Here is a 12678-nt window from a genome sequence, read left to right as displayed (position 1 = left end):
TCGAAACTACCGGTCCGGCTCCTCTGCCGGAAGTTTCCCGGCCCGAACCGCGGTGACGAGTTCATCGTGATCGGCTTCCGTACGATCGGCGTAGCGCACCGCGAAATCGGCCACGGCCCCGTCGAAGTCGGCGTCGTCGCCGAGATAGCCGCTGATCAACCGAGGATCGAGCGAGCGTGCGTGGGCCCGCGCCAGCAGGGCACCGGCGAGTCGGCCGTAATCGTCGAGATCGTGTGGTTCGAGTTCCTCCGGCGCTATGCCGCCCTTGAGATTGCGGAACTGACGGACGATGAACGGCAGCTCCCGGCTGCCGCCGCCGGGTTGTGGAACTGCCATGGTGGTCCAGCCGAGAAGGATATCGGTTTCGGTCTGAACCAACCTGGCGCCCTGGACGATTCGCTCACCTTCGTGTTTCGGTGCGGCGATCCCGAGTACGGGTGCCAGGGCCGAGGGTGCCGCTTGTTTGAGCTGTAGTACCAGCACCTCACCCGCATTCCCGTGCAGCAGAGCGACATAGCTGTGCAGCCCGACGCTGCCGGTACCGACGATCCGGAACGCGATATCGGCGACCGCGAACCGCCCCAGCAGTCCCTGCCGGGATTCGCGCAGGCTCGACCCGTAGCGTTCCAGCGCATCGATGGCCGCGTCCTCCACCTCCTGCGCCACAGTGGTGAGGATCGGGGGATCGCTGACGAAACGATGACTTTCGATGCCCGTTTCGTGGTCGTCGATATGGGTCCACTTGCGGACGACCTTCTCGCTGTTGTTTTTACGTGCTTTCTTGGCGGCCTTCTTGAAATTATCGAGCAGATCGTCGGCTTCGACGCGATCCAGTATCGATTCGTCGGCCAATGCCGACCACGACGTCAGGAACGGTCGCTGCGCCAGCGCTGCGGCCGTGCGCCGGTAGCTGCGTGCGGCATCGGCCGCGGCGGTCCGGCATTCGTCCTCGTCCGCGCCGCCGACCCGCCCGGCGAGGACCAGGCTGGCCGCCAGCCGCTCCAGGTCCCATTCCCACGGGCCGGGCACGGTTTCGTCGAAATCATTGATATCCATGACGATTTCGCTACGCGAGGTGCCGTACAGGCCGAAGTTGCCCGCGTGTGCGTCACCGCAGAGCTGGGCGTGGAATCCGGTATCCGGGCTGCCCGCCAGATCGAGGGCCATCAGACCGGCCGCTCCCCGGTAGAACGCGAACGGCGACGCCATCATCCGGCCGATCCGCAGCGGGACCAGATGCTCGAGCCGGCCCTTGTCGGTGGCTTCGACGAATTCGACGATCGACGGTCGCCCCTCGGTACGGATCGCGCGGTCGCGTGCGGTCCGCGATACCCGGTCGCGGACCGCGCGGCCGCGGGCCAGCATGTCCTCGGCGGGGATATACGAACGCAAGGGGATACGACTGTTCGACACCGGGTAACCGTACCTACGGCTACCCGGGTCCGCGGCGCCATCACAGCGAGGTCGCCGCACCCGGCTCGTACTCCCGCCGGCGCAGAATTCGGTCGCAACGCCGACCGATATGGCTTCTCGGTGTGGATTCAGGCGCGTATCCCTTCAAGGAGGCCGGTCCGCGGCCGGTCACGGTGAACCTCGGCGGCGGCTTGTCCGGATTCGCCGCCGGGCACTGCCACGGCTCGGTGACGCCGGTCGTCGGGGTCCGGTTGGATCACCCGCCGGTCCGCAGTCTCGGCGCAGCATCCGGGCGAGGACCTGGATGCTGCCGGGCAGCCGCACCCGGACACCGCGCCGGGAACGAGTTCGCGCGGTGGTGCGGCCGAATCGACGGGCCGGAACGAAGCGGCACCGGCCGACATGATCTTTCTCTCACTCCTAGCGGTGGCGCTGAGTGTTCGATGCTCGTTACCTCCCATCGGACGGTGCGGGGGGTCGTGCTGGCACCGGTGGGGGTCGTGCGGTAAGCACTGGCATGTGACGAGTGATTCGGGAACCGGCGGATCCGAGACCGCGGCCGCGGACCGGCGATCCGGTGGTGCCCTCACGGCGGTGCTGTCGGATCGGCTGCTCACCGTCCCCAATGTGCTGAGCGTGCTGCGCTTGCTCAGCATCCCGCTCTTCCTCTGGCTGTTGCTGGTGCAGCATGCCGACGGCTGGGCGTTCGTCCTGCTGATCCTGAGCCCGGTGACCGACTTCCTGGACGGCAAACTCGCCCGCCTGCTGGACCAGTCCTCGCGGTTGGGTGCCCTGCTCGATCCGTTTGTCGATCGCCTGTACCTGGTGACCACGCTGGCCGCATTCGTAGCCCGGGGACTCGTCCCCTGGTGGGTGGCGGTCCTGCTGATCGGCCGCGATGCGGTGCTCATGCTCACACTGCCGATCTATCGCCGTCGCGGCCTCGATCCCCCCGAGGTCATCTACTTGGGAAAGGCTGCCACCTTCGCGCTCATGTCCGCGTTTCCCTGGCTGCTGGCCGGTGAGATGGACTGGCCGGGTGACGGGTTCAGCTGGGCTTTCGGTTCGGCGCTGCTGATCTGGGGCACTGCGGTCTACGTCTGGACCGGACTGTTGTACCTGGGCCGCGCGATCGCCGTCGCGCGGACGGTGCCCCGATCCCCGGGCCGTCCCGGCGGTGCACCCGCCCGGGATACCGGCGCGGCAAACAGTGACGGGCTCGCATAGAGTTGCTGCATCGTGCACGACGACACGAGGAAAGGACACCACGTGAACCGGGCTCCGGAGGACCTGCGCTACACCGCCGAACACGAATGGGTGCGTCGGATCGAGCCCACCCGGGTCCGGGTGGGGATCACCGATTACGCACAGTCGCAACTCGGTGACGTCGTGTTCGTTCAGTTGCCCGAAACCGGTGCCGTCGTTGCCGCCGGGGACGGTATCGGTGAGGTCGAATCGACCAAGAGCGTTTCCGACATCTACGCTCCCCTGAGCGCGAAAGTCGTTGCGGTGAACCAGGAACTGGAGGCGAAGCCGGAAACGCTGAACACCGATCCCTACGGTGACGGGTGGTTGTTCGAACTCGAGGTGGACAGTGCCTCGGCACTGGACTCGGGTCTCGGTGAACTGCTCGATGCCGCAGGTTATCAAGGAGTTATCGGGGGCTGATTCAGCCTTCCCGGTTCTACCTGCACGGGCGCGGCCCGGCAGGGTACGGTCAATGCCAACGGATGTGCCGCCCGGAGTCGGGGCCGCCGAGCCACGTCGCACCGCGGCATCTGCCTGCATGGTTTATGAGGTTCGAGGAGGAGAGAAACGGTGAGCGAGAACAAAGACCCGGGTTACGGGGAGACCGCGGCCGAGACGACGTCGGTCTTCCGCGCGGATTTCCTGAACGAGGTCGACGCATCGCGCTCCGGCGAGCCGACCGGCGAACAGCCGGTGCAGGGTGTCGAAGGTCTTCCGGTCGGAGCGGCGCTGCTGGTGGTCAAACGCGGTCCGAACGCGGGTTCGCGGTTCCTGCTGGATCAGCCGACCACCTCGGCCGGCCGGCATCCCGACAGCGATATCTTCCTCGACGATGTCACCGTCAGCCGCCGTCATGCCGAGTTCCGGCAGGATGAGGATTCCTTCCAGGTCGTGGATGTGGGCAGCTTGAACGGCACCTACGTCAACCGGGAGCCGGTGGACTCCTCGGAGCTGCAGAACGGTGACGAGGTGCAGATCGGGAAGTTCCGGCTGGTGTTCCTCACCGGCCCGCGGACGCAGGAGACCGGTTCGGCCGCTGGGGCCGGTAGTTTGTGAACAAGTGATGATCGGTGCGCCGGTCCGGGTGATCGGCGCTTCGGCATGAAAGACTCGAAGTCATGACAGGCGCGGCGCAGCAGTGGGCGCACGGAGGGATGTCGATCGGCTCCGTGCTGGATCTGCTGCGGCCGGACTTTCCGGATATCACCATCTCCAAGATCCGCTTCCTGGAAGCGGAGGGGCTGATCCGCCCGGAACGAACCCCCTCGGGTTACCGCCGATTCTCGGTGGCCGATTGTGAGCGGCTCCGGTTCGTGCTGACCGCGCAGCGTGATCAGTACCTGCCGTTGAAGGTGATCAAGGAACAGCTCGAGGCGATCGACAGCGGAGCCGCGACGCTCGGGGTGCGCGAGGCCCGTGCGCGGGCGCGCACCGCCCGTCCGGATGCGGGGCAGGGTATGGCGGACGAGGACGCGACGACACCGCGGCCGCCGCGCCGGTTGGCGGTCCGGCCCGGCCGGATCACCGCCGATGAGCTCGAGTTCGATCACGAGATCCGCGTGACCCGCGAGGATCTGCTCGAACAGGCCGGTATCGACGATAAGTTCCTCACCGATCTGATCCGGGCGAATCTGATCACTCCGGGCCCCGCCGGTTTCTTCGACGCCGACGCGGTGACCTTGGCCACTACTGCCAAGGCGATGGCCGAATTCGGTTTGGAGGCCCGGCATCTGCGTGCGTTCAAACTCGCCGCGGACCGGGAGGCGGCGCTGGTTGCGCAGATCGCCGCACCGATCGCGAAGAGTCGCGATGCGGGCGCTCGTGCCCGCGCCGAGGAGACCGTGCGGGAGCTCGCCGCACTTTCGCTCACATTGCACGCGAGCCTGGTGAAGGCCTCGGTGCGCAACTCATTGGGCGGCTGAATCGCCGTGCCGTATCCCGCCGCCGAGGGCGGTATCGGCCTGACCTGCGGCGGGATCGCCGACGCCGACGACGGTGGCAACACACCGATTCCGGAGTCCGTGTGCCATCGCGGCAGCGCCCGGAATTCGCCTAGACTCGTGGTACGGCGAGCCCTGCATCGGCGAGGGCGGGCGGCCGGGGAGTATGGGAGGCAGTGCGATGAGCGAAATGCGCGTGATCGGCATCCGGGTCGAGCAGCCACAGAATCAGCCCGTCCTGCTGCTGCGGGAGGCCAGCGGTGAGCGGTATCTGCCCATCTGGATAGGGCAGGCGGAGGCCACAGCGATAGTGCTCGAGCAGGAGGGTGTCACTCCGGTCCGGCCGCTCACCCACGATCTGATCAAGATTTTGATCGCCGATCTGGGGCACACCCTCGAAGAGGTTCATATCGTGGATCTCAAGGAGGGCACCTTCTACGCGGATCTGGTGTTCGAGAACGAGGTGCGGATATCGGCGCGTCCCTCCGATTCGGTGGCCATCGCGTTGCGTGTGGGTTGCCCGATCTATGCGGCGGAATCTGTGCTCGAGGAAGCCGGTCTGGTGATGCCCGACGAACGCGAGGACGAAGTCGAAAAGTTCAAGGAGTTCCTCGAGTCGGTATCTCCGGACGATTTCAAAGCGACCGACAGTTGAGTTTTCCGATTATTTTCTAGACCTCAACTACAGGTCGAGACTGTTACCGCGCGTCGCGTTTGGATCGGCACCTCTGCGGCCGAGAGAATGGGAAGAGTAGCCTCGTATTCGACGCCGGGCCGTCGGGTATGGGCACAGATCGGCGGAGCAAGGGAGTAGTTCAGTGGCAGAGCATATGCGGGATATGCGGTCGGAAGTCGGCCCGCCTCGGCGCTACGAAATACAACCCGGTTTGTTCCCCGACGATTCGGTCCCCGACGACCTGGTCGGATACCGGGTTCCCACGGCGTGCCAGGTTGCCGGTATCACCTACCGGCAATTGGACTACTGGGCGCGGACCGGCCTGGTCAAACCCTCTATTCGTAGTGCGGCGGGGTCCGGTAGCCAGCGGTTGTATTCTTTCAAGGACATCCTGGTCCTGAAAATCGTGAAACGTCTGCTCGATGCCGGTATTTCACTACAGAACATCCGCATCGCGGTCGAGCATCTGCGCAGCCGCGGCGTCCAGGATCTGGCCGATATCACCCTGTTCTCCGACGGCACCTCGGTCTACGAGTGCACCTCGCCGGAAGAGGTCGTCGATTTACTGCAGGGGGGCCAAGGCGTATTCGGTATCGCTGTGAACAGCGCGATGCGTGAGCTCACCGGCGCGATCGCGGCCTTTCCCGCGGAACGTGCGGCGGAGGTCAGCGAGCGGGCCGAGGACGAATTGTCCTACCGGCGCAAAGCGCGCATGACCCGCAAAACCGGGTAACGCGTTCCGCAGGTTCCGGTGCCCGCGGGCACCGGTGCGGCCGAAGAAACATACCGGGTGAGTTCCCGCTCGGTCCGGCCGCCGAGCTAAGATATCGGAGCGCCGTAGCCGTGCGGGAGAGCCCCGGATCCGCTGAGGATCCGGGCGCCGAAGGAGCAGCACCTCCCCGTCAATCTCTCAGGCACCAGGACCGTGCGGGAACCGGCGCCTCTGGAAAGTGGTGGCTGCGGGCCACCCGCCCAAGGTGAAAGGCGATCGGTCCTCCGGCCCGGTCGCCGAAGCTCTCAGGCGCCGCGACAGAGGGGGAGGGCCCTCTGTCGGCCGTACGGCCGGCCGCCCTACCAGGGAGTCGTGGTGACCCAGAGCTTCGCAGACCGGCATATCGGACCCGACGGCGCCGGGTTCGCGCATATCCTCGCCGAGATCGGTATCGCCTCCGCCGGTGATCTCGCCGCGGCCGCGCTGCCCGCCGGAATCCTCGACACCTACCCTCCCGCCGGAGATGCCGACCCGCTCGCGGGTCTACCGCGCGCCGCGAGCGAGCACGAGGTGCTGGCCGAACTGGCCGCCCTCGCGGCCACCAATACGGTGGCCACCTCGATGATCGGTCTCGGCTACTACGACACCCTGACCCCGCCCGTGCTGGTTCGCAACCTACTGGAGAATCCGGCCTGGTACACCGCCTACACGCCCTATCAGCCCGAGATCAGCCAGGGCCGGCTCGAGGCGCTGCTCAATTTCCAGACCATGGTCACCGACCTGACCGGTATGGACGTGGCGAACGCGTCGATGCTGGACGAGGCCACCGCGGCGGCCGAGGCGATGACGTTGATGCACCGGGTCGGCCGCGGCCGCGGTACCCGGCTGGTGGTCGACCGCGATCTCTTCCCGCAGACCCGCACGGTGCTGACCACCCGCGCCGAACCCCTCGGGATCGAAATCGTCGAGGCCGATCTGGCCGGCGACGGGCTGCCCGACGGCGAGTTCTTCGGCGTGCTGCTCCAGGTGCCGGGGGCGTCCGGGCGCGTGGTGAACTGGACGGACGTCATCGTGCAGGCCCATGAGCGCGGTGCGCTGGTCGCCGCCGGAGCGGACCTGCTCGCCCTCACCCTCATCACCCCGCCCGGGGAACAGGGTGCGGATATCTGTTTCGGGACAACGCAACGGTTCGGCGTGCCGATGGGCTTCGGCGGCCCGCATGCCGGCTATCTCGCGGTGCGCACCGCCCAGGCCCGGCAGCTGCCCGGCCGCCTGGTCGGGGTGTCCAAGGACGCCGACGGCGCTCCCGCCTACCGGCTGGCACTGCAGACCCGGGAACAGCATATTCGCCGGGAGAAGGCCACCTCCAATATCTGCACCGCGCAGGTGCTGCTGGCGATCGTCGCCGGGATGTATGCCTGCTACCACGGCGCCGACGGGTTGCGAGCAATCGCGCGGCGGGTACACGGGCATGCCGAGCAGCTCGCGGCCGCGCTGGGGGAGGCGCTCGTACACGACAAATACTTCGACACCGTGCTGGCTCGTGTGCCGGGGCACGCCGAAAGCGTGGTCGCCAAAGCCGCGGCGCGCGGCATCAATCTGCGCCTGGTGGACGACGACCATGTGGCCGTCGCCTGTGACGAGGCGACGACCGGCGACCATATCACCGCGGTACTGGACGCGTTCGGCGTCGCGCCCGGCGAATCGCGCGGCACGGGTATCGCCGACCGCACCTCGGAGTTCCTCACCCACCCGGCGTTCATCCGCTACCACACCGAAACAGCCATGCTGCGGTACCTGCGGGCACTGTCGGACAAGGATATCGCGCTGGACCGCAGTATGATCCCGCTCGGCTCCTGCACCATGAAGCTCAATGCCACCGCGGAGATGGAGCCGATCACCTGGCCCGGCTTCGCCCGGCTGCACCCGTACGCGCCGGCCGGCGATGTCCCCGGCCTGCGGCGGGTGATCGACGACCTGGAGCGCTGGCTGGGTGAGATCACCGGATACGACTCGGTGAGCCTGCAGCCGAACGCCGGCAGCCAGGGCGAATACGCGGGCCTGCTGGCCATCCGGCGCTACCATCTCGACCGCGGCGATACCGGCCGCGATACCTGCCTCATCCCGTCCAGCGCCCACGGCACCAACGCTGCCTCTGCAGCCATGGCAGGTCTGCGCGTGGAGGTGGTGAAATGCCGGGCCAACGGTGACGTCGACCTCGACGATCTCCGCGCCAAAATCGCCGACCACGCCGACCGGCTGGCCTGCATCATGATCACCTACCCATCCACGCACGGCGTATACGAACACGAGATCGCCGAACTGTGCGCGCTGGTCCACGACGCCGGCGGCCAGGTCTACGTCGATGGTGCGAACCTGAACGCGCTGGTCGGGCTGGCCCGGCCGGGCCGGTTCGGCGGTGATGTCAGCCATCTCAATCTGCACAAGACGTTCTGCATTCCGCACGGCGGCGGCGGCCCCGGTGTCGGCCCGGTCGCGGTGCGTTCGCATCTGGCGTCGTACCTGCCCGGGGATCCGCTGATCGCCGATTCGCACGCCGTATCGGCGGCGAACTACGGTTCGGCGTCGATCCTGCCGATCACCTGGGCTTATATCCGGATGATGGGCGCGGACGGGCTCCGCCGCGCCACCCTCACCGCGATCGCGTCGGCGAACTATCTGGCCCGCCGGCTGGGGGCGCACTTTCCGGTGCTCTACACCGGTGCCGGCGGTATGGTCGCCCACGAATGCATCCTGGACCTGCGCGAGATCACCAAACGCACCGGCGTCACCGTCGACGATGTTGCCAAACGGCTGGCCGACTACGGATTCCACGCGCCCACCATGAGTTTCCCGGTGGCGGGCACACTGATGGTGGAGCCCACCGAGAGCGAAGATCTCACCGAACTCGACGAATTCGCCGAGGCGATGATCGCCATCCGGCGCGAGATCGACCACGTCGCCGCGGGGAAATGGCCGGTGGACGACAACCCGCTGCGCAACGCGCCGCATACGGCGGAATGCCTCGTAGGCGATTGGGACTATCCGTACAGCCGAGAGGTCGCGGTGTACCCGCGTGGAGTCGCGCATACCCGGGCGAAGGTGTGGCCGGCGGTGCGGCGCATCGACGGCGCGTTCGGTGACCGCAACCTCGTATGCACCTGCCCACCGCTCGACGCCTACAGCGACTGAGCGGTTCGATCGGCGACATCGGCAGGACGGCCGCGGCGACCGACTTCGACTGCGGTGCATAGCCGTACCGGCGGATTCAGCGACTGGCAGTGGCCTCGGCCTGGACGTGAGTAACGCCCACATCCGGCGTCGGCCGCCGGATGTGGGCGACTGCTCGTTACCGCCCCGCAGAGACAACAGGGGCGCGACGGGTATCGCGAACGCTGCACCGATTCGCTCGTCGCCGGCAGTGACCGGGCCGCGGCACAGCTGTCACGCCTGCCACGGGTCCGGTGTGTCCGGCCGCCTGTATGCCGCGTGCAGACCGTGGGCGAACCCCGCGACTACAGCCATCCGCGTCCGAAGCCGCACCTGACCCGGACGACGCAGCCCGGGCCCGTCCCTGCGGCGGGTCTCCGGGATGTTCGAGCGGAATCCGGTGACCTCGGCGCGGGTCAGGGTGTGGTCAGCGCATCGACCATGGCCGTCCCGAATTCCAGGTCGTTGCTGGTGGGCAGGACCTTGTACGTGCCTCCGGTGCGTTCGGTGAGGGTGCGCAAGGTATCGGTGCCCGCGCCGCCGACCGCGATCACATCGATGCGGATCGGAGTCTGCGGGTTGCCCGCAGCTTCGACGGCGGACAACAGGTCGGCGCCGCTGAGAGCGGAATCGTCTTCTGGGCCGGCGGTGACGAGCAGGATCGAATTGGTGCGGTCGGCGGCATAGTTCTCGATCGCGTTGCGGTAGGCAGCGAGCAGCGCCGGGTAGCACTCGCCGGTGCCCGCGTCCGCTGCCTGTATATCGCCCAATGAACCCATGAGAGTCCCGCGGTGCTCGTCGGTGAGCGGGGCGGTGCCGACGACTACGTTGTACGGGTTGCCGCCGGTATTCGTGCCGAAGGTCCATATTCCCAGGCCGAATTCGGGTGGCATCACGTTGACGGTGGAGGCGAGGGCGCCGACGGCATTGGTCAGCCGGCTCTGTTCGCCGTCGGAAGTCGCCATCGACGCCGACACATCCACGAGGGCGGTCGCGTGCACGCCGAGGACCGGGTTGTCGAGGACTGCGCGGAGCCGGTCCAGCGCGGCCCGTGGCGGGGCGGGGACCGGGGCGGCCGGTGGGGCGGCGACGCCGGCCGCGACCAGATCACGTTGCTGTTCCGGTTTACGCAGGTATTCGGCGAACAGGCCGGCGATCAGGTTCTCGGCCTTGTCCACCCAAGTCCCGGACATCAACGCGGCCGGGTAGTCGGCCACCGGTGCCGCTCCGGCCGGTAGGTAGTACGTGGCGCCGGGGTTTGCTGCGAGCATTCGCTGAGTCACCGGTACCGCATGGACCGTGGCCTCGGCCGGGGCATCCGCCGATAGTGCCGTGATCGCTGCCGAGGTGTCGGTGACCTCCGGTGCGGCGGCCGCCAGCGCAGAGACCGCGGAGATGGCCTGCCCGCCGGTCGCCGCCTCCTCGGTCAGCGGCTCGGTACCGGAAATTGCGCCCGCGACCGCAGCCGCCACCGCGAGCGTGGTGTCGCCCGGTGGTAGTGCCAGCTGTAGGCCGTTCCAGCCCGGTAGACCGATGGCCTCGAGCGAACCCTGTTGCAGCCGGGGCAGATCTGCCCAGGAGGTCTGGGTGGCTTCGAGTGCGTGGCGCAGCACTTCGGGGACGGCCAGCACGATCGGGCTCGACGCGATGGAGCGTGGCGTGCCCTCGATGAGACCGGGCACCCGCATCGACTCGACCTGCCTGCTGGACACCGGAATCCACAGTGCCGGGCGGGGTCCGAGCACCGGATTCCAGGTGACGCCGGACGTGAAAGCGGCGACCATATCCGTGGCCGGCCGTTCGGTGACCACCACTTCTGCACAATGATCCACGACCACCGGCCGGGTCTCGTTGTACCGGGCCGCGATGGTGCGGACCGGGTCGGCGATCTCCGGGTCGACGGTGACGTCGAGGATTGCCGTGCCTTCCGTGCAGGTGCCACCGGCCGTGGTGCCGCCCGCCGAATCCGGGCGTAATTGCCACCAGCCGGCAACGACTGCGAGCAGGGCCACGACCACCACCGCGGTGATCACCGGCCCCTTGCTGATTTCCCGGGAAGAGCCGGTGCTGCGATGGGTACCCACGGCCAGCCAGTCTAAGAGTGTGTCCGGGAACTGGCAGTACCGAGCCGAGAGGGAGCCGCCACCTGACGATGCCGGAGGCGGTGCACTCGGCACCACCTCCGGCATCGCACCGGCTACTCGCGGATCATCTTTCCCCGGTCGAATTCGTGCCCGCCCCACACCCCGGACTGGCCGGTCCGTTCGGCGAAGCCGAGGCAATCCGGCCGGATCGGGCACCGGCCGCATACCGTACGCGCGTACTCGAAGTCCTGCGATGGATACGGAAACCACGCCTCGTGGTTCGGGTCGCCGCGGCACGCGGCGCGATGCCAGCCGTGGCTGTCGGATATGGGCAGCAGATCTGCCAGCACTTCGACGGTCATATCGATCCCCTCCTCTCGCGGATCGGCTCAGGGGGTCGCAGCCAGGTGCTTCCACACCCGCCGCTGTTCACGGGCCAGCGGTTGCGGTGCCCGGGGTTCCCAGAGCAGCCGCATTCCCGCTTCTCCGGGAGTGCGGTCGGCCTTGCCGGTATTGCAGGGCACACAGCAGGCGATCAGGTTTTCCCAGGTGTTGGGTCCGCCCCGGCTGCGCGGCCGGATGTGATCGACAGTCGGGGCCCAGCCACCGCAGTACCCGCACCGGTTACCGTCGCGCCGCAGCACTGCGGCGTGAGTGGCCCGGCTGCCGGGCGACCGGACGGTGATATGGGCCAGGTGCCGGTAGCGTACGAGCCGGATGGTCTCGGGCAACAGGATCTCGGTATGCCGGGAGCGGATCGGGAAATGCGGCCGGCGGACCACGACCGATTCGGCGGTCCCGCCGGTCAGCAGAACTACCGCCCGGTCGGCGGTGACCTGGTCCAGTGCCTCGTAGCTGGCATTGAGCACCAGCACGCGACTGTGTATCCAATTGTCCGGCGTGAGGGTCACCGATACGGCGACAGCGGAATTCGGCATGGGAATCACCAGGTTTCGACGGCCGGGGGCCCGGAATTCGACAGGGGAGAGTGCGGGCGACTCAGCGCCGGCGTGGGAGGAGACGGTCGATCACGAAATCGTTCACGTATTTCGGCCGACGTGACTGTTCGGCGTTCCTCGGCCGGGCCGCTACGCGGGCGTATTGGCTCGACGGCATCCGGGGGCAACGCCCGGGCGCTGTGCTCGAACCGATGTTCTCGGCCGGTGCGATGGGATACAAGACCACTCCTCCCTTCTGAGAAACGTCGGCCGCCCGGTGGTGGCCGTGTGGAATACATGGTGGCACAGGGGAGTAGTGGTTGTCGGCTCATTTTTCGGGGATCGGCGCTGTTACCAGACCTCGGCGCCCCGCCTTGGTGCGCAGACCTACCGGTTGGTGGGTCTGCACAGGCCAGATGGGCCCGGCGTTATTGTTCGGCCGACCTTCATGGTCGGA

Annotated in this window: 11 protein-coding genes and 2 riboswitches; of the genes, 7 read left to right on the top strand and 4 right to left on the bottom strand. The window is 67.4% G+C overall.

From position 1 onward, the window contains the following. Window positions 1-6 precede the first annotated feature (6 nt). Window positions 7-1365, bottom strand: coding sequence for a DUF2252 domain-containing protein (locus NS6_RS02950; protein WP_174552567.1), 1359 nt, complete (start codon window positions 1363-1365; stop codon window positions 7-9). Between the two features lie 642 nt (window positions 1366-2007). Here NS6_RS02950 and NS6_RS02940 point away from each other — a divergent pair. The 7 genes from NS6_RS02940 (at window position 2008) to gcvP (ending at window position 9181) form a co-directional block, all read left to right on the top strand. Next, a complete protein-coding gene (locus NS6_RS02940) occupies window positions 2008-2640 on the top strand; it encodes a CDP-alcohol phosphatidyltransferase family protein (RefSeq protein ID WP_068037753.1) in 633 nt (210 codons plus the stop codon). 42 nt (window positions 2641-2682) lie between these two features. Continuing rightward, a complete protein-coding gene (gcvH, locus tag NS6_RS02935) occupies window positions 2683-3081 on the top strand; it encodes a glycine cleavage system protein GcvH (protein ID WP_068036153.1) in 399 nt (132 codons plus the stop codon). Between the two features lie 150 nt (window positions 3082-3231). After that, entirely contained in the window at window positions 3232-3717 is a 486-nt protein-coding gene (odhI, locus tag NS6_RS02930; protein WP_063058115.1) for an oxoglutarate dehydrogenase inhibitor Odhl, read from the top strand. Between the two features lie 62 nt (window positions 3718-3779). Continuing rightward, window positions 3780-4583 carry a transcriptional regulator FtsR gene (gene ftsR, locus NS6_RS02925; protein ID WP_068036151.1) on the top strand — a complete coding sequence of 268 codons (804 nt, stop codon included), beginning with the start codon at window positions 3780-3782 and terminating at the stop codon, window positions 4581-4583. Window positions 4584-4782: 199 nt separating this feature from the next. Further along, window positions 4783-5256 (top strand): bifunctional nuclease family protein, encoded by a 474-nt coding sequence (locus NS6_RS02920; protein ID WP_068037750.1) that lies wholly within the window; start codon window positions 4783-4785, stop codon window positions 5254-5256. A 175-nt stretch (window positions 5257-5431) separates the two neighbouring features. Further along, complete coding sequence (locus NS6_RS02915; RefSeq protein ID WP_068036148.1) at window positions 5432-6010, top strand: MerR family transcriptional regulator; 579 nt, start codon at window positions 5432-5434, stop codon at window positions 6008-6010. Between the two features lie 103 nt (window positions 6011-6113). Then, a riboswitch (glycine riboswitch) is annotated at window positions 6114-6213 on the top strand. A 1-nt stretch (window position 6214) separates the two neighbouring features. Next, window positions 6215-6320: riboswitch (glycine riboswitch) on the top strand. 44 nt (window positions 6321-6364) lie between these two features. Continuing rightward, complete coding sequence (gene gcvP / locus NS6_RS02910) at window positions 6365-9181, top strand: aminomethyl-transferring glycine dehydrogenase (protein ID WP_068037748.1); 2817 nt, start codon at window positions 6365-6367, stop codon at window positions 9179-9181. A gap of 434 nt (window positions 9182-9615) precedes the next feature. Here the strand turns inward: gcvP and NS6_RS02905 are convergent, their stop codons facing one another. The 3 genes from NS6_RS02905 to NS6_RS02895 form a co-directional block, all read right to left on the bottom strand. Continuing rightward, on the bottom strand, window positions 9616-11283 hold the full coding sequence (locus NS6_RS02905; protein WP_218024245.1) for a VWA domain-containing protein: 1668 nt from the start codon (window positions 11281-11283) through the stop codon (window positions 9616-9618). 113 nt (window positions 11284-11396) lie between these two features. After that, window positions 11397-11645 carry a WhiB family transcriptional regulator gene (locus NS6_RS02900; RefSeq protein WP_068036146.1) on the bottom strand — a complete coding sequence of 83 codons (249 nt, stop codon included), beginning with the start codon at window positions 11643-11645 and terminating at the stop codon, window positions 11397-11399. 27 nt (window positions 11646-11672) lie between these two features. After that, window positions 11673-12221 (bottom strand): HNH endonuclease, encoded by a 549-nt coding sequence (locus NS6_RS02895; RefSeq protein ID WP_068036145.1) that lies wholly within the window; start codon window positions 12219-12221, stop codon window positions 11673-11675. Between the last annotated feature and the right edge of the window lie 457 nt (window positions 12222-12678).

Origin of the sequence: Nocardia speluncae NBRC 108251 (genome assembly GCF_001613245.1) — a bacterium.
In the GTDB taxonomy this organism is placed as follows: domain Bacteria; phylum Actinomycetota; class Actinomycetes; order Mycobacteriales; family Mycobacteriaceae; genus Nocardia; species Nocardia speluncae.
The sequence above is the reverse complement of the archived record's forward strand: the minus strand, read 5'-3'. Positions and strand labels throughout refer to the sequence as shown.